The sequence below is a fragment of the Enterobacter sp. 22466 genome, assembly GCF_052044775.1.
GTDB lineage: Bacteria > Pseudomonadota > Gammaproteobacteria > Enterobacterales > Enterobacteriaceae > Enterobacter > Enterobacter dissolvens.
Genome location: NZ_JBQENX010000002.1, coordinates 511,924 through 532,022 on the forward strand (window position 1 = coordinate 511,924; position 20,099 = coordinate 532,022).

Sequence of the window (20,099 nt, forward strand, 5' to 3'; positions counted from 1 at the left end):
AGCCTGCTTTTAAAGCAGGCTTTTTGCTTTTTTGCGTTCTGGAAGCCGCCACCCGGCAATAAACCGCACTACCGGTTAACACGAATCGGTGCTGTCGCTTCCACCAGCCACGGACGCGCGTCGCTCTCCACCAACGGTGACAGTGCCTCGCGCACCTGCTGGTGATACTCATCCAGCCACTGCTTTTCCTGCTCATTCAACAGATTGAGTTCGACCTGGCTGAGATCGATTGGGATCAGCGTCAGCGAGACAAACTTGCAGAATCCTGGACGGCTCTCCACAATCTCGACCTGGTTTTCAATGCGGATCCCATGGCTGTCCGCCAGATAGTATCCCGGCTCGATGGTCATAATATTGCCTGCCACCAGCGGCCACGGGTTGACCTTTTTGGCAATACGATGTGGGTTCTCATGGATGAGCAATTGATGACCCACGCCATGACCCGTTCCGTGATCGAAATCCAGCCCCAACTCCCAGAGCGGTCGACGTGCAAAGGCATCCAGCTGATGCCCCTGAGTGCCGGACGGAAACTGCAGGGTGATCAGCGACAGAAAGCCTTTCAGCACGGCGGTGTAGTGTAATCGCTGCTGCGGGCTGACCTTGCCCCATGCCAGGGTACGCGTGGCGTCAGTGGTACCGTTATGGTACTGACCACCGGAATCATTCAGATAGAAGTGGTCATGGCCGATGGGCTTGTTGCTGGCTTCGCTTGAGTGGTAGTGGCACATTGCCGCATTGCTGGACGAGGCCGAAATGGTTGCAAAACTTTGCTCAATGAAACCGGGCTGCCGCTCGCGAAACGCAAGTTGCTGTGCCTGGGCCTCCAGCTCGGTCACCGGCTGACCTGCTGCCGCACGTGCGGGCACTTCGCGGCTCAGCCAGGCCAGGAAATTGACCCACGCGGCACCGTCCTGGTGATGACACTCCCGGTAACCCGCCAGTTCTACCGGATTTTTATTGGCCTTCATCAACGTGATGGGGTCGGTGCGCCAGAGAATGTCACCGTGTGGCTCAATGGCAAAACGCAAAGCCACCGGCGCTGAATCGGCATCTAGCATGACCCGTTTACCGTGAGAAAGGTGCTGGCAGCGTTCAATAAAGGCATCCTGCGGCGCAATGGTAAAAGCGTTTCGCACGCTATCAGGCAGGTCACTGAGTTTATTGTCGTTAACAAACCACTCAACGCTACCGTCGCGATTCAGCAGGGCAAAGGAGAGCGGAACCGGGCTGGTGGGAATATCTGAACCGCGCACATTAAGCAGCCAGGCGATATTATCCGGCAGGGTCACGGCCAGATAATCGGCATTGTTCGCGGCCAGTACGGCGGCGACGCGCTGACGTTTATCGGCGCTGCTTTCACCACTGATTTCAACCGGCATCTCGCGGATAAGCCCCGCCGGAGCGGCAGGGCGATCGGTCCATAACGTATCAAACGGTGACTGGTTAAGCGGCACCATCTCACACGGTGTCGCAGACAGCGTCTCATAGTCGGCATTGGTCATCAGCAGCGCTTCAAAACCAATACGCGTGCCAGCTTCAACATTTGCCGTCAGCCATTGTGCCAGCGGCTCGTTGTGCAGATGGTGGATCTCAACTTCATCCATGTTGACCTGCACGCGGGCCTGAACCTGATAGCGGCCATCGACAAAAAGCAGGGCTTTGTCTTTTAGCACCAGCGCCAGCCCCGCCGAGCCGTCGAAGCCGGTGAGCCAGGCCAGTTTTTCATCATACGGTGCGCAGTATTCGCTCTGCCAGGCATCCGCGCGCGGGACGATCATCCCGTCGAGTTGATTTTCCTGTAGCCACTGACGCAGGGCCGATAACGGTGATGTGTTGTGCATTATTTTTCCTTATTGTTATCAGCGGAATGGCGGTTCATTAAAGGTACGCAGCTTGCGTGAGTGCAGCCGATCACCTTCCGCCCGCAGTAAATCAATGGCACGAATGCCGATTTGCAGGTGTTCGGATATCGCCCCTTCGTAGAACCTGTTTGCCTGTCCCGGAAGCTTGATTTCACCGTGCAGCGGTTTATCGGAAACGCACAGCAGCGTGCCGTAAGGCACACGGAAGCGATACCCTTGTGCGGCAATGGTGGCACTTTCCATATCAATCGCCACCGCGCGGCTCAGGTTAAAGCGCAGGGCAGAGGCGGAGTAACGCAGCTCCCAGTTACGGTCATCTGTCGTGACGACCGTGCCGGTACGCAGACGCTGTTTGACCTCTTCACCCGGCATGCCGCTCACCTCTTTGGTGGCGTCGTACAGCGCGCGCTGCACTTCGGCGATGCTCGGGATCGGGATATCCGGCGGGAGCACGGCGTCAAGCACGTGGTCATCACGCAGGTAGGCGTGGGCCAGCACGTAGTCGCCAATCAGCTGGCTTTCACGCAGCCCGCCGCAATGACCAATCATCAGCCAGACGTCCGGGCGCAGCACCGCCAGATGGTCGCAGATGGTCTTGGCGTTTGACGGACCCACACCGATGTTGATAAGCGTGATGCCCTGGCCGTCGGCGGTGATCAGGTGCCAGGCTGGCATCTGGTGCTTCTTCCACGCCAGATCGGAGATAGCCTGCTCAGGCGCTTCGGTTTCCGCGGTGATCCAGATCCCGCCCGCGCAGGAGAGGGCGATATAAGGGCTCTCCGGATCCAGGATCTGGCTACAGCCCCAGCGGACAAACTCGTCGACATAGCGGGTGTAGTTGGTAAACAGCACAAACGGCTGGAAATGTTCGGCTGGCGTCCCGGTGTAGTGGCGCAGGCGCGCCAGAGAGAAATCCACCCGGCGGGCGTCGAAATGCGACAAGGGAGAAAATTCCGCCGGATGATAAATGCCGTCGGCGGTCTCATCGCCAATCTGCGACAGCTCGGTGGTTGGGAAATGGCGCGTCAGCCCTGCGCTCATGGAGCGATCGAGCGTTAACGCCGAACCGTCAATCACGTACGGATACGGGATTTCATGCTGTGATGGCTCAACGGCAATGTGTGCGCCGTAGTCCTGATAGAGCAGAGTGAGTTGTTCCTCAAGGTAAGGACGGAACAACGCAGGGCGGGTCACGGTGGTGCTGTAGCAGCCGGAGTGGGTAAAACGCGCGTAGGCACGGGTCTTTGGCGTGGTGCTGGCGCTGCCGTCCCAGGTGACAGAGAGCGATGGATAAACAAAAAGGCCCTGGGTTCTGGCCTTTTCATCGGGAAGTTTCCCTGTTTCGATGTACTCACTGATGGCGCTGCGCAGCGCATTGACGGACTGTTCGTACAGCGCGTCGAGTTTTTCCAGTGCCTGAGTCGGGGTCAGGCTGGAGCCCTTATTATTCATGTCTGTCTCCTTGTTCCACAGGTGTGCTGCTATACCCGATAGTATGTCACACGCCTGTGAAACAAAAGGGAGATCAGGGATGGTGTGTCTCTTTCATCACCAGCGCTGTGGCGGCCGACAGCAGGCAGCCTGCCAGCAGGTAGATCGCCACGCTGTGCCAGTTTCCGCCGGAGAACGTCACCAGCGCGGCGGCAATAAACGGCGTAAATCCGCCGCCCACGACGCTCGCCACCTGGTACCCCACGCCCGCCCCGCTGTAGCGGTAGCTTGCGCCGAACAGTTCGGTAAACATCGGTTGCTGCACGCAAACCACCATGTCGTGGGCAATGTTGGCGAGCATAATGGCAAAGAAGACTATCCAGAAGACCGACTGCGCCTCCAGTGCCATAAAGAACGGCCAGGCGCTGAGGGAGCCAATCAGCGCACCGGTAATATAGACGCGGCGACGGCCAAACCGGTCCGCGAGCCAGGCGAAGCAGGGGATTGTCAGACAGCTGATCCCGCCCACCAGCAGACCGATATTCAGGAACAGCTCACGGGGAAGGCCAAGGTTCTGCGTGGAATAGTTGAGGGCAAACGCGGTAACGATGTACATCGTCAGCAGTTCACACAGGCGCAGGGCGATAATTTTCAGAAAAGCGCCAGGATGGCGGATGAGCGCCTCCATCACCGGCAGCCGTTTTCTGGCTACGGGGTTTTCCTGCTGCTGTTCAAACTCGGCGGACTCTTCCATTCCGTTACGGATCCACAGCGCGGCGATAACCAGCACGATGCTGAAGATGAACGGAATGCGCCAGCCCCAGCTCAGAAACTGCGCATCGGTAGTGAAGTGACTGATAAGCGACACCAGCCCGGTGGAGAGCAACAGACCCACGCCGTAGCCGACCTGCACGCCGCTGCTGTAGAACGCTTTCTTGTTTTTCGGTGCACTTTCGACCGATAACAGCGCCGCGCCGCCCCATTCGCCGCCCACGGCAAAGCCCTGAATGGCGCGCAGGGTGACCAGCAGTACCGGAGCCCACCAGCCAATCGTGGCAAACGACGGCAAAATACCGATCAGCGCAGTGGCGATCCCCATCATCCAGACGGTGAGCATCAGCATACGTTTGCGGCCAAGGCGGTCGCCGAAGTGGCCGAAGATCACCCCGCCCAGCGGGCGGAACAGAAACCCGACGCCAAAGGTGGCAAACGCGGCAAGCGTGCCCATAGCCGGGCTAATTTGCGGAAAGAATTCGCGGTTAAACACCAGAGCGGCGGTGATGCCGTAGAGCAAAAAATCATACCAGTCCACGACGGCCCCGGCGAAGCTGCCAAAGGCAGCGCGGCGGGCACGGTTAAGGCAAGGTGTCCCCTCGCCGGGACGTGTGGAGATGAGGGTGGAGTCCATAGTTGTCCTGTCTGCACTGATTTTTTATTTATTGGTATAAGAAAAGGTTACTCACATAGCCGCCGCGTTATTGGCGGAAGGTATGAGACTACCGCGACAGGGGACATGAGAAAACGTTTTTATCCTTCCTGAGGGTGCTGAATAAAAAAATTTCATCTGCACGGGCCGCAATATAAATCGGTCTGTTTGGCACCGGTTCGTGCTGAATGGTTTAAAGTATTAGAGATACTGTGTGACTTAAGCTGAGGAAATATCTATGCAACGCCTCTTTCCAGCACTTTGGATGGCACTGTTTGTATTTATTTTCCCGCTTCATGCGGAACCCGGCGTTTATGGTGAGCAGCGTATTAGCCGCTGGTGGAATGCGCTGACGGAGGATATTTCCCAGACCTGGCATCAACCAGAGCGATACGATCTTTACCTTCCGTTTCTGAGCTGGCACGCCCGTTTTATGTACGACAAAGAAAAAACCGACAATTATAACGAAATGCCGTGGGGCGGGGGACTGGGCGTGTCCCGCTATAACGAAGAGGGCAACTGGAGCGCGCTCTTCGCCATGATGTTCAAAGATTCGCACAATGAATGGCAACCCGCGATGGGCTACGGCTGGGAGAAGGGCTGGTACCTGGATAATGCCCAGGACTTCCGGCTTGGGCTCGGTGCCGCAGCGGGCATCACGGCGCGCGATGATTTTGCTAACTATGTGCCCCTGCCGTTTATCTTCCCGCTGTTCTCTGCCGGGTATAAGCGCGTTACCGTCCAGTTCACTTATATTCCTGGAACCTATAACAACGGTAACGTGCTCTTTGCCTGGCTGCGTCTCGGCTTTTAAAGGGTGATCACCTTTTTTGCCACCGCGTTAGACAGTATCAGCATGGAAAACAGAACTGAGGTGATGAAAGTGAGGACGATTAGCGTCAGCTTCATGCCGAGAGACGTCACCGGTATCAGCGCCGTCAGCAGGTGAAACACCGAGTAGTGGACAATGTACACGCCGGTCATCGTTTTGCTGATGGCGGCCAGGACCGACTCTTTAAACTCAGCATTGCGGCGAAAGCGCACACCATTCGCCGCAATCACCAGCGCAATAATCAGAATGTAGATTTGCGAACCTGTAAGAATAAAGGCGTTTCTGTCGGCCTTGAACAGGGCAAAAAAGAAGTGGCGCTCGTAAAACCAGGTGAAGAGATAAATAAACGGGATGGCGATTACCGCCGTCCTGACCACATTCTTGCGGCTAATCCACCCGGAGATGTTGGGATCGCAGAAAAGCTGCCCCGTCAGGTAAAACAGTAACCACGTCCACAGGCGGTACTGTGGCGAAAGGGAAAGGAGGTGGACGTCGGGATAGAGCGCTGAAAGTAAATCATACCCGTAGGAGAAGAGCAGCAGACAGGCAATTACGCCGCAGAACAACGCGCGCCGCTGGCTAAGCCACTCCACCACCGGGTGGAAGCTGTAAATAACCACAAACGCAAACACGAACCACGGCTGAATTAAATACCCGCGTTGATACGGCTCCCACAGGTAATAGATCGTTATCCAGAACAGAAAGACAATCACCAGGCTTTTAATTTTGCCCAGTTGCCAGCGGGTGCCGTGCCGGGACTGGCCGTCGAGGTAGCCCGCGACCACAAAAAACAGCGGCGTGGCGATGGTCGAGATAAAGGTTAAAAACCCCAGGATCCAGTGATAGTCATAATCATAATGATCCCACGTATTGTAGATGGTGAAAAAGGTTACCGCCGTCATACAGCCCAGCGTCTTGATAATGTTCAGGCCTGTCGCATTCATTGTTGTTCCGCTTTGTCCTTACGATGGAAGCACGCGTAAATTACGGGAAGTACCAGCAGCGTCAGGATTGTAGCAAACCCCAGTCCAAACATAATCACAACGGCCATGCTCTGGAAGAAAACGTCCAGCAGCAGCGGAGCCAGGCCCAGTACGGTGGTGAATGCGGTGAGCAGAATGGGGCGCAGGCGCGAGGTGGCAGCATAAACAATAGCCTCGTGCTGACCTTTATGCGCTTTCTGCTGCTCGATCTCTTCCACCAGCACAATGCCGTTGCGGATCAGCATCCCGCTCAGGCTCAGCAGGCCAATCAGCGCCATAAAGCCGAACGGAATACCAGTGATCAAGAATCCCGGCGTGACGCCAATCAGCGCCAGCGGCACGGTCAGCCAGATGGCAACGGCGTTTTTCACCGAGCTGAACATCAAAACGGTGATGACAAACATCACCAGGAACCCGATCGGCAGCGTGGTAAAGATCCCCTGTTGTGCTTCGCTGGAGTTTTCCGCATCGCCTCCCCACTCAATGCTGTAGCCGTGGGGCAGGGCGAGGGCGTCAATGCGCGGCTTCACCCGGGCGAGAATATCGCCTGACGTTTGCTGGCTAAGCGGATCGGGGTCGGTCTGAACGGTCAGCACCCGCGAGCGGTCGCGTCGCAAAATAAGCGGATCTTCCCATTCCAGCGAGAAGCGACTGACGACATTACTCAGCGGGATATACTGCTGCCGGGTCTGACTCCATACCAGCACGTTGTTCAGGTGATTCGCGTCCAGCCGTTCGCGTTCCGGCGGGCGTACCACGACCGGAAGCAGGTCACTGCCTTCCCGATATAATCCCGCCCGGCTGCCGGAGAAATTCATCTCCAGCGCGTTGTCGACGTCCTGCTTATCCACGCCAAGCTCGCGTCCCAGTGCGGCGACGTACTGCGGACGGAGCACCTTGCTGCGGTTTTGCCAGTCGTTTCTCACGCTTGCCGTGGCCGGGTCGCGCGCCAGGATCTCGTCCACCTGGCTGGCAATCAGACGCAACCTGTCAGGATCGGGGCCTTTGATGCGCACCTCAATGGCGCTGTCGCCAGAGGGACCAAACATTACGCGTTTGGTGCTGGCGTTTACCTGCGGATAGTTTCGCGCAATGTACTCATCGACGTGGCGCGTCAATGCGGAGATGTTGCGCTGGTCATCCATTCTTACCATGATTTGGGCATAGTTGCTGTACTGCCGCTGTCCGCTGTAGGTCAGAATAAACCGCATGCTGCCCTGACCGATGGTTGAGACGGTGGTTTCCACGCCGGGCTGGCCGTTAATGGTTTTTTCGATATCGCCGGTCATTTTCTCGGTCCATTTAATATCGGTGCCGTAGGGTAGCCAGAGGTCGACAAAGAAAATCGGCGTATTAGACGACGGGAAAAAATTTTGCCGCACGGCACCAAAACCCCAGACTGACGCTGCCAGCAGCGCAGCCATCACGATGAGCGTCGGCGCTTTCCGGTGCAGCAGCGCGTTAAGCAGGCGCCGGTAAAGTCGATAGAGGCGTTTGTCGTAAGGGTCTGCCTCGTCACTTTTTTCCGGCGCGCTGTCATTTTTAAACAACCACCATGTGATCAGCACCGGCGTGATGGTGAGCGCCGAGAACCAGCTCAGCATCAGGGAAATCAGCAGTACCTGGAACAGGGATTTACAGTATTCCCCGGTAGAGTCCTGGGACAGCCCGATAGGCGCAAACGCGAGGATGGCGATCACCGTCGCCCCCAGCAGCGGCAGGGCGGAACGACGGATGATGTAGTTAATGGCGGTTAACAGCGGGGAACCTTGCTGACGCGCAATCAGTACCCCTTCAACGATCACGATGGCATTATCCACCAGCATACTGAGGGCGATAATCAGCGCGCCGAGCGAGATGCGCTGCAGCTCAATACCCCACAGATACATGATGAGCAGCGTGCCCAGCACGTTAAGTGCGAGGGAAAACGCGATGATGATCCCGCTGCGGACACCCATAAAGATCAGCAGCACGCCGATAACAATCGCCAGCGCCATCAGGAAGTTAATGATAAAACCATTTACAGAGTGCCCCACTTCGGCGGCCTGATCGTAGAACAGGTCGATGTGTATCCCTGCCGGTTTTTCCGCTGACATCTGGTTGAGCTTTGCCTCCAGCGCGTGTCCCACGTCGATCACGTTCACGCCGGGAATAAACGAGACGCCCATGGTGACGGCTTTCCTGCCGTTGGCATGATAGATACTGGCGGGCGATTCGTTCAGCCCGCGCGACAGCGTGGCGATATCCCGCAGACGGGTCGCCGCCCCGGTGCCGGAAGGGGTAATGATGAGATCCGCCAGTTCATCAAGATTTTCGAACTCACCGGTTGGATGCAGACGAATGGATTCTGTTCCGGAGGTGATTTCTCCGGCGCTGGAAACGACGTTAAGCCTGCTGAGCAGGGCGGAAAGCTGGTTCAGCGTGATGCCGCGGGCCGCCATTTTGGTCAGGGATATATCGATATTGACCTGCTGGCTGATGGCCCCGCCGATGGCAACCTTACCGACGCCGGGGACCAGAATCAGTTCGCGTCGCAGCTGCTCGGCATATCTCACCAGTTCAGAATTGTTGAATTCATCCCCGGAAATCGCGAAGAAAAAGCCGAACACATCGCCAAAATCATCATTCACGAAGGGCGTCACGACGCCGGGCGGGAACTGGCGCGAAGCATCGCCCACGCGACGGCGCAGTTCGTCCCAGATCTGCGGCAGTTCGTTCGAATGATAACGTGAGGCAATGTTCACGGTGATTTGCGACAGGCCGTTGGAAGAGATGGAGCTCACGTTGTCCAGATAGGGCAGCTGCTGAAGGGCATTCTCCAGCGGTAGCGTGACCTCCTCTTCAACCTGCTGAGCGGAGGCGCCGGGATAGTGGGTGATCACCACCGCGGTTTTTATGGTAAAGGCGGGATCTTCCAGCCTGCCAATGTTCAGCAGGGCGAAAATGCCGCCCACGCCCAGCAGCAGGATCGTCAGCCAGACGCGAATGGGGTTATTGATAAACTGGCGAGAGATATCCATTACAGTCCCCGTTCACGCGTCCAGATACGTACCGGCTGATTAGCATGAAGTTCACCCACGCCAGCTGCCACGACACGCTCGCCTGCTTTAAGCCCACGGGTGATTATCACGCCCTCAGTGGTTACTTGCCCCACGCTGACCTTGCGGTCTTCAAGATGGAGCGCATCCCCTTCTCCCGCCACGACCCAGACGTGCGGCTCATTGCGCGGGCTGTTATTCGGGTTAAAGACCGCCTCAACCGGTACAACCAGCGCCTGAGGGCCCGCACCGGCCGGGAGGTTGGTTAAATTGATGGTAACCGTACCGCTTACGCCTCCCACCACGGGAAAATCATCCGGGCGCGGCATGGTGAGTATCACCTGCCAGGTCAGGGTGTTACTGTCGCTACTGCCTGAATGCTCTTTGTAGACAGCGGTAAACTCCCGATCCGGGAAGGCGTTAATTCTTACCACGGGACGATATTGCGCGTTACGGATATCAAAGGTCTTAAACAGGTTCTCAGGAAGACTAAACACCACGTCCAGCAGGTCGGTGCGGGTCAGGGTCGCAATGGGCTGACCGGCCGATACCACCTGATGCTTTCGCACATGCACGCTGGCCACTGTTCCACTAAAGGGGGCGACGAGCGTCATCTGATTCAGCTCTTCACGGGCAATCTGCAGCGCCGCATTCGCCGAATCGCGGTTCGCGCGCTGTATGTCCATTTCTGCTTTCGAGATAGCCTGGCGTCCTGCCAGCGTCTGGAAGCGATCGAACTGCCGCTGGGCCAGCGTCGCCGCCGTTTGTCTGTCGTTAACCCGCTGCTGCGTTTCACGGGCGTTTAATCTGGCTAGCTGTTGCCCCTGCTTGATGGTTGCGCCCTGGCGTATATCCAGTGCTTCGATTTGACCCGCGCGCTTGAAGGAGAGGTCGGTCGCATCACCTGATTCAATACGGGCGGGAAAGACGCGCTGCCGGGCATGACCGGGAACAGCCACCTCCGCCACTTTTACCATGCGCGGCAGGGGAGCATCTTGCCTGGGTTTCGGGTCGCACGCCGTGAGCGTTAACATAACGAACGGTAAAAGAGAGAGGTAGCGGTTCACTGTATTCCCCTAATAAATAACTGTTTTATTTATTCCGTAAGAAGGGCAGGGGGTGACACTATTCTGCCAGAACAGTGACGACCATATAGGTAAATAGGCCAATTGCCGTGCTGGCAATAATGGCAAGCGCGATAAACAAACCTAGACGAAAAAGGCTTAAACCGTACATTCATTCCTCCATGAGCCGTAAGCAGCGTCTTTCAATGAGCATAGTTGGAGAAAAGATAAATGTTAAATAACCATTATCAGTGGGGGGACGTTAATCCTGATATTCCTGTGCTACGTTTAATATCATTCATCTCTTTTCCCTGTAACGGGCATTAAGAGCAAGTCCCTGCATTTAATGCTTTTTTTTGCTCCAGCCATAATCATATTAGTTACAAAAAGGATGCACGATATGTATAAAAACATTCTGGTTCCGGTGGATGTCTACGAGACAAGTCTGGCAGACAAAGCGCTAGAGCACGCTCATTTTCTGGCGCAAAGCGCATCGGGTGACATTCATTTGCTGCACGTCATGCCCAAATTTTCAGCCGAACTGACGCGTGGTTTTATTTCAGATGCGCGCAAAATGGATGAATATATGGTTAATAATTCGAAAGAAAAGCTGTCTGCCCTGGTCAAAAAACTGAATCTGCCTGAGGAACATGTTCATCTTCATGTTCGGAGTGGGAATGTACGTGATGAAGTTATTAAGCTGGCAGATGAACTTGCCGCTGGGGCAATTATTGTCGGCTCCCGCAACCCCAATATTCAAACCCATTTGTTAGGGTCAGAGGCGGCAAGTATTGTTCGTTATGCACATGTTCCTGTTTTCGTTATTCGTTAATAGCATGAAAGCAAGGTGATTTCTGAAAAGAACCTGAGGAAGGAACGATGAAAACAGGAAAATCTGATCGTCCGTATTATCAACAAACTGTTGACGACACCCTGGCTAATGTCGACTCCACTGCGGAGGGACTGAGCAGCACTGAGGCATCCGCCCGACTCCAGCAGTATGGTGAGAATGCGTTACCGCAGAAAAAGGGTAAACCCGCGTGGCTGAATTTCCTGGCCCATTTTAACGATGTACTGATTTACGTGCTGCTGGTAGCAGCGTTACTCAAGCTCATTATGGGGCATTGGGTCGATATGTTTGTGATCCTCGGCGTGGCTGTTATTAACGCGTTGATTGGCCATATTCAGGAGAGCAATGCTGAAAAATCGCTGCAAAGTATTCGCAATATGCTCTCCAGCGAAGCCGTGGTGGTGCGTCAGGGCAATCATGAAACGATCCCTACTACAGCGCTGGTGCCGGGCGACATTGTGGTGATCCGCGCCGGGGATCGTATCCCCGCGGATCTGCGCGTGATCGAAGCGCATAACCTTCGCGTGGAGGAGGCCATCCTGACCGGTGAATCCACCGTAGTTGAGAAAAACAGCGATGCGTTAACCGGAGAACTCCCTTTAGGTGACCGGTATAACTTGCTCTATTCAGGCACCACCGTCAGTTCCGGCGGTGGCAAAGGGGTAGTCGTGGCGACCGGTGGCGAGACAGAGCTTGGCCATATTAATCAGATGATGTCCGACATTGAAAAGCATCGTACGCCGCTGATGGTACAAATGGATAAGCTCGGAAAGACCATCTTCATCACCATCCTGGTGATGATGGTGGCGCTTTTTGTCTTTAGTTTGCTTTTCCGTGATATGGCGGTTTCCGAGTTGGTGCTGTCGCTTATCAGCCTTGCTGTTGCGGCGGTACCGGAAGGCCTGCCGGCCATCATTTCCATCATTCTCTCGCTTGGCGTACAGGCTATGGCGCGTCGCAAGGCCATTATTCGTAAGCTGCCGACGGTGGAAACGCTGGGCGCGATGACGGTTATCTGCTCGGATAAAACCGGTACCCTGACCATGAATGAAATGACGGTCAAAGCATTGATTACCGCTGACACCACCTATCGCGTGGAGGGGGACAGTTACGAGCCGGTGGGTAATATTCATCCCGTTGACGACCCAACACCCGTCAGCGTTACGCAGGGCTCCCTGCTGGAACGCTATCTGCGTACCATTGACCTCTGCAATGACAGTCAATTGATCAAAGACGAGCAGGGACTGTGGAAAATCACAGGTGGACCGACAGAGGGCGCGCTGAAGGTGCTGGCGGCGAAAATCCCGCTCCCGCCGCTTAACACCGAAATGCGCAGTAAAATCCCCTTTGATTCGCAATATAAATACATGTCTACGCTCTATCGCCTGGGCGATGAGGAGGTGATCCTCATCACCGGTGCGCCGGACGTCCTTTTCCGCCTGTGCCAGTTCCAGCAGACCAACACCGGGTTGCAGCCTTTTGATCAGTCTTACTGGGAAGGCAAAATTGAAGAGTATGCCCGGGAGGGGTTGCGTATGGTGGCCGCTGCCTGGAAGCCTGCCGTCAGCGGGCAACGCGAACTGGATCACTCAGACTTGCAGGAGGGCGTCATTCTGCTCGGAATTGCCGGTATGATGGATCCACCGCGTCCCGAGGCGATAACCGCCATTGCCGACTGCCTGCAGGCCGGTATTCGCGTGAAGATGATCACCGGGGATCACCCGCAAACGGCGATGAGCATTGGCCAAATGCTGGGTATAGGTAATGCGGCAAGCGCCATTACGGGTCGTGAGCTTGAGGCTATGGATGACCGGCAGCTGAGCGAGGCGGCTCAACAATACGATATCTTTGCCCGAACCAGCCCGGAAGATAAATACCGTCTGGTACAAGCCCTGCAAAGCAAGCAGGAGGTGGTGGGGATGACCGGAGACGGCGTGAACGATGCCCCTGCGCTCAAGCGCGCGGATGTGGGTATTGCGATGGGGATTAAGGGCACGGAAGTCACCAAGGAGGCCGCTGACATGGTGCTCACGGATGACAACTTTGCCACCATTGCCAGGGCCGTAAACGAAGGGCGTCGCGTTTACGATAATCTGAAAAAGACCATTCTGTTCATTATTCCCAGCAACATCGCCCAGGCATTGCTCATCATCATCGCTCTGTTGGCAGGGAATCTGATCCCATTAACGCCCGTGCTTATCCTGTGGATGAACATGGCGACATCGGCAACGCTCTCCTTTGGGCTGGCGTTTGAGGCTGGTGAAAAGGACATTATGAACCGTCCGCCGCGTAAACCAAATTTGCATGTGATGGACGGCTTTGCCATCTGGCGAGTGGTCTTCGTTGGCCTGATGATTGCCATCAGTGCCTTTGTGCTGGAAGCCTGGTTACAGCCGCGTGGTTATTCACCGGAGTTTATCCGTACAGTGTTGCTGCAAATGCTGGTGACGGCGCAGTGGTTCTATATGCTTAACTGCCGCGTGTCGGACGGTTTTTCCCTGAGCAAAGGCTTACTGGCAAATAAAGGTATTTGGGTGGTGAGCGGTGTATTACTGGTGCTACAGTTGCTTATTATCTACGCGCCTTTCATGCAGACGCTGTTCGGTACCGAAGCACTGCCGTTCCGCTACTGGGTCATCACGTTCCTGATTGGCTTTGCGATGTTCCTGATTGTCGAAGTGGAAAAACCGCTAACGCGCAGGTGGCGTAAAACGGTGGCGTAATCGCATTAACTCAAACAGCCTGCCTGACGGCAGGCTTGAACACAGGACATTATGATTCGATTCGCCTCGTTCGTTCTTACGCTTTGCGCCGTTGTTCCGGAGGCGTTTGCCGTAACCTATCCATTACCCTCTGATGGTGGCCGTCTGGTGGGGGAACCCATAACTGTTACCGTTCCACAGGGGAACACCTTGCCGCTCGAAGCGTTTGCCGCGCAGCACGGGCAGGGGCTGAGTAACATGCTGGAGGCGAACCCGGGTGTTGACCCATTTTTACCGCAATCCGGGACCCGACTGGTGGTACCTCAGCAGCTCATTCTTCCCGATACGGTGCGCAAAGGCATCGTGGTGAACGTGGCGGAAATGCGCCTTTACTATTACCCGCCAGGCAGCAATACCGTTGAAGTGTTTCCCATCGGTATTGGCCAGGCCGGGCGCGAAACGCCACGCAACTGGGTGACAGCCGTCGAGCGCAAGCAGGAAGGGCCAACCTGGTCGCCCACGCCAAACACCCGGCGTGAATATGCGAAAGAGGGGAAAACGCTGCCCGCATTCGTACCCGCCGGGCCGGATAACCCGATGGGGTTGTACGCGATCTATATTGGCAGGCTTTATGCCATTCACGGTACCAACTCGAATTTCGGCATCGGTCTGCGCGTCAGTCAGGGCTGCATTCGCCTGCGTAATCACGATATCAAATACCTTTTCGACAATGTGCCGACAGGCACGCGCGTGCAGCTTATCGATCAGCCCGTAAAAGTGACAACGGAGCCGGACGGCAGCCGCTGGGTGGAAGTGCACGAGCCGCTCTCGCGTAACCGTGCCGAATTTGAATCAACCAATAAGGTGCCGCTGCCGATGACTCCCGCGTTGCGGGCGCAGCTAATCAACGAGGGGGCCGGAGCCGAACTGGAGCGGCGATCGGGGATGCCGGTTAAGCTTGGCATGTGACGCTACTTTTGCCGGGTAAGCGTAGCGCCACCGGGCAGTTTTTATCATCTGTACAAAAGCAAAAAGCCTGCTTTTAAAGCAGGCTTTTCAAATTTGGCTCCTCTGACTGGACTCGAACCAGTGACATACGGATTAACAGTCCGCCGTTCTACCGACTGAACTACAGAGGAATCGTGTGAACGGGGCGCATAGTAGCGACCTGCGTACGCCTTGTCAAAGGGTGAAACCACGCTTTGCATCTGTTTGCTGACAATTTCAGCAAAGTGGCGATTTTGCCAACGTAATGCACCGTTGTGGTGCGGATATACCTCTTATGGGGCAGATCATAAACCGCTGTTTCAGTAATAAAACCAGCGTCTATGATTAGGTTTCCTTATTTTCAGGCGCTTAGCGAACAAATCTGACCTGCTGGTAAAACTGGCATTCATATTGCAAAACCTGTTCAACAACAACAGCCAGTACCGGCACAGCATTTCGAACAGGGGGCAAAATGAACTTAAGACGACTGAAATACTTCGTAAAAATCGTCGATATCGGCAGCCTGACTCAAGCGGCGGAAGTGCTGCATATCGCGCAGCCTGCGCTGAGCCAGCAGGTGGCTACTCTGGAAGGCGAAATGGATCAGCAGCTGTTGATCCGTACCAAACGTGGCGTGACCCCAACGGAAGCAGGCAAGATCCTGTATACCCACGCGCGCACCATTCTTCGCCAGTGCGAACAGGCGCAGCTGGCGGTGCATAATGTTGGCCAGACGCTGAGCGGACACGTTTCCATCGGGCTGGCGCCGGGGACCGCAGCGTCCTCAATCACGATGCCACTGCTGCAGGCAGTGCGCGCGGAACTGCCGGAAGTGCTGGTTTATCTGCACGAGAACAGCGGCTCTGTCCTGAATGACAAACTGCTCAATGGCCAGCTGGATATGGCGGTACTTTACGATCGTTCTCCGGTTGCCGGGATCACCAGCCAGCCGCTGCTGAAAGAAGATCTGTATCTCGTGGGTACCCGCGACTGTCCGGGGCAGAGCGTTGATCTCACCGCCGTTGCCGAGATGAATCTCTTCCTCCCGCGTGATTACAGCGCGGTGCGGGTGCGGGTGGATGAAGCGTTTTCCCTGCGCCGCCTGACGGCAAAAATCATCGGTGAAATTGACTCCATCTCCACGCTGACCGCGGCGATTGCCAGCGGGATGGGCGTCACGGTGCTGCCGGAATCCGCCGCGCGCTCGCTCTGCAGCGCAGCAAATGGCTGGATGGCACGCATCACCACGCCTTCGATGAGCCTGCCGCTGTCGCTGAACATGTCCGCCCGCGGCTCGCTGTCGCCACAGGCGCAGGCGGTGAAAGAAATTTTGATGTCGCTGGTCAGTAAGCCATCGCTGGAGAATCGAGAACTGCAGCTCGTGAGTTAATATTCCATAAAAGCATAAGATGCTGGTTTTTATTATTTGTTCTGCAGCTCAGCTGACTCTAACAATAGAGCTATGTCAGATGCGCCGGAGTGAACCGTGAATTTCCAGCAACTTAAAATTATCCGTGAGGCGGCCAGGCGGGACTACAACCTGACCGAAGTCGCCAATATGCTATATACCTCCCAGTCGGGCGTCAGCCGCCATATTCGCGAGCTGGAAGAGGAGCTTGGCATTGAGATTTTTATCCGTCGCGGCAAGCGTCTGCTTGGCATGACGGAGCCAGGTAAAGCATTGCTGACCATCGCTGAGCGGATCCTCAACGAGGCCAGCAATGTCCGCCGCCTGGCGGATCTCTTTACCAATGACGCCTCCGGCGTGCTCACCATCGCCACCACCCACACCCAGGCCCGCTACAGCCTGCCGCCAGTGATTAAAGCCTTCCGCGAACTCTTCCCGGAGGTGCGTCTGGAGCTTATTCAGGGCACGCCACAGGAAATTGAAGTTCTGCTGCAAAACGGTGGGGCAGATATCGGTATCGCCAGTGAGCGCCTGAGCAACGACCCGCTGCTGGTGGCTTTCCCCTGGTTCCGCTGGCACCACAGTTTACTCCTCCCTGTCGATCACCCCCTGAATCAGGCCTCTCCCCTGACGCTGGAAGAGATTGCAAAATGGCCGCTGATTACCTACCGCCAGGGCATTACCGGGCGATCGCGTATCGATGAGGCTTTCAACCGCAAAGGCTTAACGCCAGATGTGGTGCTCAGCGCGCAGGATTCCGATGTGATCAAAACCTACGTCGAGCTGGGGCTGGGAATTGGCCTGGTGGCGGAACAGTCCGGCGGCGAGCGCGAAGTCGGGAACCTGGTGCGCCTGGATACGCGTCATCTGTTTGATGCGAATACCGTATGGCTCGGCCTCAAGCGTGGACAGCTCCAGCGCAACTATGTGTGGCGCTTTATCGAACTCTGCAACGCCGGGCTGTCCGTTGACGAAATCAAACGCCAGGTGATGGAGCCAGAAGAAGTGGCGATTGATTATCAAATATAGCTGCTGGCTTGCCCGGTAGCGCTGCGCTGACAACGTGTGGGATCATCTATTGAATAAACGTCCAGACCACCGTACTGGTGACGGCAACCTGATCGGGAACAGTGGTGGTCGGGCGCTTCTCCAGCAAGGTATTCCATTCCCTGCAGGCCGCCAGAAGCTGGATTGTAATGCGTTCGATCCATGAAGCGTGCTGTTTCTCCAGCGGGCGCTGGTGGTGTTCATACACATTTTGCACGGCTTTCTCAGCGGCGACGAGGATAAAGCCCAGCGTCTTAAGACGTGGTGCGTGAATGCGGGGCTTGAGAAAGAGATCGTGCCTGTTGGTGTATGTATTAACGACTCCAATATCATCCTTGAGTCGGTCCGGCTCGGGAAAGGTATCGCGCTGGAGCGCCGGTCTCTGGTTCAGGATGCCATCACCCGAGGCGAGTTGGTTCAGTTAACCTCCATCACCGCGCCATACCCCTGGCCTTACTGGCTAGTGACATCGACGTTAACAGAGGCAAAGCCAGAGGTGCCCCATTTCGTCGAATGGCTGGATGAGGAAGTGGCGGCCTGGCGGCAGTTAACATAGTCCTGAACTCTTTTTTACGATACTGCTCGCAATGCGGTGAGCACCTGACGGGTGATTCACCGAAATACTCCTGCGCGTCTTCAGCTTTCGCGTAACAACACAAGAATAATGCGCATTCTCTCAGGATAATCGCTGCTATAGCTTTACGGCTATATAGTTTGTGATCTATATTTTATGGAGGGAGTGTGTGGACAATTAACACGACGGACAGGTTCGATTGCTGGTTTCGTTCACTTGACGATACTGATCGGGCCAGCGTGCTGGCAGCACTGCTTGTTTTGCGAGAAAAGGGGCCTGCTTTGTCGAGGCCCTATGCCGATACGCTTAGAGGCTCTCGTCACAGCAACATGAAAGAGTTGCGCATTCAGAGTAAGGGCGATCCGTTGCGGGCATTTTTCGCGTTTGACCCAAACCGTACCGGCATTGTGCTCTGTGCCGGCAATAAGGTCGGCAACGAAAGACGCTTTTACGATGAGATGCTTCTGGTGGCCGACCGGGAATTCACTCACTGGTTGAATACATTAAAAGAGAGGACGTTACGCGATGGGCAGAAACCTTGAGCAGCTTATAGCGGATGAAAAATCGGATGTTGTTGCCAGCGCTCAGGCAATGGCTGCCGACATTTTGCTTAACATCCATCTGGCAGAGCTACGTGAAAAGGTGCAAAAAACGCAGGTTGAAATGGCGCAGGCGCTGGGTATCCGACAGCCTACCGTCGCGGTCATGGAAAAGCCCGGGCGCGATCTTAAACTCTCTTCACTCAAGCGCTACGTTGAGGCTGCGGGTGGAAAGCTTACACTTGACGTTGAGTTACCGGATGGTTCGCATTATGAGTTTGTGCTGTAGGGCGCAAAAGCAAAAAGCCTGCTTCAAAAGCAGGCTTTTCAAATTTAGTTCCTCTGACCGGGAGCGCCTTAGCCAGTAACTAGCGAATATACGAGCTAAATCAGAATTCCCTTTCGGTTGACGTTGGGGACATGCTGCTGCATCAATTCAACGATCCAATCAATAAATACGCGCAGTCTGGCGTTGACATGGCGGTTCGGCGGAAATGCCAGGTACAGGGGCATTGGAGCAAGACGCCAGTGTTCAAATAGCGGAATCAAGGCACCACGAGCCAGATGCGCTGCCGCCATATAGACTGGCAGCGCAATCACGCCTAACCCGGCTAACCCGGCTTCGAGGTAAGCATTGCCATCATCCACGGCAAGTACATAGCTGCCCGTGATTTCAATACGTTCACTCTCACTGCGCAGTACCAGAGGATCAATCTTACCGGTGCGTGAGGACAAGAATCCCACGATGCGATGGTCGGTGTTTTCCAGCTCTCGCGGATGCGCAGGGGTACCAAGGCGTTCCACATAACCGGGAGCGGCGTAGACGCCGATTTGCAAATCACCGACATGGCGAGCAATCAGGGACTGGTCATGGATTGCACCGCCGCGCAGCACGCAATCCACGTTGTCGCCAATCAGGTCCACCACCCGGTCGCTCACGCCCATGTCGAACTGAATGTCAGGGTAGCGTGCGTGGAACGCCGGTAGCGCCGGCACCAGGATGAGGCGGGCCAGCGGACTGGGCACGTCCACACGTAGCCGTCCCCTGGGCGTCATTGCCGCACTGGACAGGCTGTTCTCAGCATCTTCCATGTCTGCCAACAGGCGGATGACACGCTCGTAGTAGACTGCGCCGTCAGGAGTGACGCTGAGCTTGCGGGTGGTGCGATGGAGCAATCTGACGCGCAGGCGCGCTTCCAGTTGCTGAATAAGCTGCGTCACCGTGGTTTTGCTCATATGAAGCGTTTGTGCAGCCTTCGTGAAGCTACCTGCCTCTACCACGCGAGCAAAGGCACGCATCGCATCGAAACGATCCATTCCTTATCCTCTCTTTTCACCGATTGTTTGGATATTACA

Annotated in this window: 15 protein-coding genes, 1 tRNA gene and 2 pseudogenes; 9 read left to right on the plus strand and 9 right to left on the minus strand. The window is 55.6% G+C overall.

Annotated elements, in window-relative coordinates; genetic code table 11:
* Positions 1-68: 68 nt before the first annotated feature.
* The 3 genes from ACTJJI_RS09005 to shiA all read right to left on the minus strand — a co-directional run bounded on the left by ACTJJI_RS09005 (position 69) and on the right by shiA (position 4,701).
* Positions 69-1,841 (minus strand): aminopeptidase P family protein, encoded by a 1,773-nt coding sequence (locus ACTJJI_RS09005; protein WP_440653683.1) that lies wholly within the window; start codon positions 1,839-1,841, stop codon positions 69-71.
* An 18-nt stretch (positions 1,842-1,859) separates the two neighbouring features.
* A complete protein-coding gene (locus ACTJJI_RS09010) occupies positions 1,860-3,314 on the minus strand; it encodes an AMP nucleosidase (RefSeq protein WP_020684707.1) in 1,455 nt (484 codons plus the stop codon).
* A 73-nt stretch (positions 3,315-3,387) separates the two neighbouring features.
* Positions 3,388-4,701, minus strand: coding sequence for a shikimate transporter (gene shiA / locus ACTJJI_RS09015; protein ID WP_050860240.1), 1,314 nt, complete (start codon positions 4,699-4,701; stop codon positions 3,388-3,390).
* A gap of 256 nt (positions 4,702-4,957) precedes the next feature.
* Between shiA and pagP the strand changes: the two genes are divergently transcribed.
* Positions 4,958-5,533: a lipid IV(A) palmitoyltransferase PagP gene (pagP, locus tag ACTJJI_RS09020; RefSeq protein ID WP_014832580.1), complete on the plus strand. Its 576-nt coding sequence runs from the start codon at positions 4,958-4,960 to the stop codon at positions 5,531-5,533.
* Here pagP and ACTJJI_RS09025 read toward each other — a convergent pair.
* The 3 genes from ACTJJI_RS09025 to ACTJJI_RS09035 are packed head-to-tail and all read right to left on the minus strand — an operon-like array spanning position 5,530 to position 10,639.
* Positions 5,530-6,495 (minus strand): acyltransferase, encoded by a 966-nt coding sequence (locus ACTJJI_RS09025; RefSeq protein ID WP_014832579.1) that lies wholly within the window; start codon positions 6,493-6,495, stop codon positions 5,530-5,532. The two genes, pagP and ACTJJI_RS09025, sit on opposite strands and share 4 nt — an antisense overlap.
* Positions 6,492-9,554 carry an efflux RND transporter permease subunit gene (locus ACTJJI_RS09030; RefSeq protein WP_047360981.1) on the minus strand — a complete coding sequence of 1,021 codons (3,063 nt, stop codon included), beginning with the start codon at positions 9,552-9,554 and terminating at the stop codon, positions 6,492-6,494. The genes ACTJJI_RS09025 and ACTJJI_RS09030 overlap by 4 nt, the downstream gene beginning before the upstream one ends.
* The gene (locus tag ACTJJI_RS09035) at positions 9,554-10,639 is read right to left on the minus strand and encodes an efflux RND transporter periplasmic adaptor subunit (protein WP_440653687.1); all 1,086 of its coding nucleotides are present in this window, start codon (positions 10,637-10,639) and stop codon (positions 9,554-9,556) included. Before ACTJJI_RS09035 ends, ACTJJI_RS09030 begins: the two co-directional genes overlap by 1 nt.
* A gap of 397 nt (positions 10,640-11,036) precedes the next feature.
* Between ACTJJI_RS09035 and ACTJJI_RS09040 the strand changes: the two genes are divergently transcribed.
* From ACTJJI_RS09040 to ldtA, 3 genes are read left to right on the plus strand one after another with little or no spacing between them, the layout of a single operon-like run.
* Positions 11,037-11,468 (plus strand): universal stress protein, encoded by a 432-nt coding sequence (locus tag ACTJJI_RS09040; protein ID WP_063412203.1) that lies wholly within the window; start codon positions 11,037-11,039, stop codon positions 11,466-11,468.
* 47 nt (positions 11,469-11,515) lie between these two features.
* Complete coding sequence (locus ACTJJI_RS09045; protein ID WP_153907633.1) at positions 11,516-14,209, plus strand: cation-transporting P-type ATPase; 2,694 nt, start codon at positions 11,516-11,518, stop codon at positions 14,207-14,209.
* Positions 14,210-14,260: 51 nt separating this feature from the next.
* Entirely contained in the window at positions 14,261-15,157 is an 897-nt protein-coding gene (gene ldtA, locus ACTJJI_RS09050) for a L,D-transpeptidase (protein WP_063424884.1), read from the plus strand.
* Between the two features lie 94 nt (positions 15,158-15,251).
* Here ldtA and ACTJJI_RS09055 read toward each other — a convergent pair.
* Positions 15,252-15,327 (minus strand) — tRNA-Asn (locus tag ACTJJI_RS09055).
* 320 nt (positions 15,328-15,647) lie between these two features.
* Between ACTJJI_RS09055 and nac the strand changes: the two genes are divergently transcribed.
* Positions 15,648-16,565 (plus strand): nitrogen assimilation transcriptional regulator NAC, encoded by a 918-nt coding sequence (gene nac / locus ACTJJI_RS09060; protein ID WP_014832573.1) that lies wholly within the window; start codon positions 15,648-15,650, stop codon positions 16,563-16,565.
* A 96-nt stretch (positions 16,566-16,661) separates the two neighbouring features.
* Positions 16,662-17,612 (plus strand): HTH-type transcriptional regulator Cbl, encoded by a 951-nt coding sequence (gene cbl, locus ACTJJI_RS09065; protein ID WP_046888385.1) that lies wholly within the window; start codon positions 16,662-16,664, stop codon positions 17,610-17,612.
* 49 nt (positions 17,613-17,661) lie between these two features.
* Here cbl and ACTJJI_RS09070 read toward each other — a convergent pair.
* Positions 17,662-17,892, minus strand: a pseudogene (locus tag ACTJJI_RS09070) (glutathione S-transferase); the annotation flags it as partial.
* On the opposite strand from ACTJJI_RS09070, the pseudogene ACTJJI_RS09075 reads away from it, so the two are divergent.
* The 3 genes and pseudogenes from ACTJJI_RS09075 to ACTJJI_RS09085 all read left to right on the plus strand — a co-directional run.
* Positions 17,887-18,186: pseudogene (locus ACTJJI_RS09075) on the plus strand (LysR substrate-binding domain-containing protein); the annotation flags it as partial. The pseudogenes ACTJJI_RS09070 and ACTJJI_RS09075 overlap by 6 nt on opposite strands.
* Positions 18,187-18,371: 185 nt before the next feature.
* Positions 18,372-18,746, plus strand: a complete 375-nt coding sequence (locus tag ACTJJI_RS09080; protein WP_014832569.1) for a type II toxin-antitoxin system RelE/ParE family toxin — start codon at positions 18,372-18,374, stop codon at positions 18,744-18,746.
* Complete coding sequence (locus ACTJJI_RS09085) at positions 18,730-19,032, plus strand: XRE family transcriptional regulator (protein ID WP_014832568.1); 303 nt, start codon at positions 18,730-18,732, stop codon at positions 19,030-19,032. The genes ACTJJI_RS09080 and ACTJJI_RS09085 overlap by 17 nt, the downstream gene beginning before the upstream one ends.
* A 95-nt stretch (positions 19,033-19,127) precedes the next feature.
* Here ACTJJI_RS09085 and ACTJJI_RS09090 read toward each other — a convergent pair whose 3' ends face one another.
* Positions 19,128-20,060: a LysR substrate-binding domain-containing protein gene (locus ACTJJI_RS09090; RefSeq protein WP_440653692.1), complete on the minus strand. Its 933-nt coding sequence runs from the start codon at positions 20,058-20,060 to the stop codon at positions 19,128-19,130.
* Positions 20,061-20,099 lie beyond the last annotated feature (39 nt).

Excerpts from the sequence above, each read along its gene's own strand:
- ACTJJI_RS09005 (WP_440653683.1), bottom strand. The coding sequence starts at position 1,841 with ATGCACAACACATCACCGTTATCGGCCCTGCGTCAGTGGCTACAGGAA.
- ACTJJI_RS09010 (WP_020684707.1), bottom strand. The coding sequence starts at position 3,314 with ATGAATAATAAGGGCTCCAGCCTGACCCCGACTCAGGCACTGGAAAAA.
- shiA (WP_050860240.1), bottom strand. The coding sequence starts at position 4,701 with ATGGACTCCACCCTCATCTCCACACGTCCCGGCGAGGGGACACCTTGC.
- pagP (WP_014832580.1), top strand. The coding sequence starts at position 4,958 with ATGCAACGCCTCTTTCCAGCACTTTGGATGGCACTGTTTGTATTTATT.
- ACTJJI_RS09025 (WP_014832579.1), bottom strand. The coding sequence starts at position 6,495 with ATGAATGCGACAGGCCTGAACATTATCAAGACGCTGGGCTGTATGACG.
- ACTJJI_RS09030 (WP_047360981.1), bottom strand. The coding sequence starts at position 9,554 with ATGGATATCTCTCGCCAGTTTATCAATAACCCCATTCGCGTCTGGCTG.
- ACTJJI_RS09040 (WP_063412203.1), top strand. The coding sequence starts at position 11,037 with ATGTATAAAAACATTCTGGTTCCGGTGGATGTCTACGAGACAAGTCTG.
- ACTJJI_RS09045 (WP_153907633.1), top strand. The coding sequence starts at position 11,516 with ATGAAAACAGGAAAATCTGATCGTCCGTATTATCAACAAACTGTTGAC.
- ldtA (WP_063424884.1), top strand. The coding sequence starts at position 14,261 with ATGATTCGATTCGCCTCGTTCGTTCTTACGCTTTGCGCCGTTGTTCCG.
- nac (WP_014832573.1), top strand. The coding sequence starts at position 15,648 with ATGAACTTAAGACGACTGAAATACTTCGTAAAAATCGTCGATATCGGC.
- ACTJJI_RS09085 (WP_014832568.1), top strand. The coding sequence starts at position 18,730 with ATGGGCAGAAACCTTGAGCAGCTTATAGCGGATGAAAAATCGGATGTT.
- ACTJJI_RS09090 (WP_440653692.1), bottom strand. The coding sequence starts at position 20,060 with ATGGATCGTTTCGATGCGATGCGTGCCTTTGCTCGCGTGGTAGAGGCA.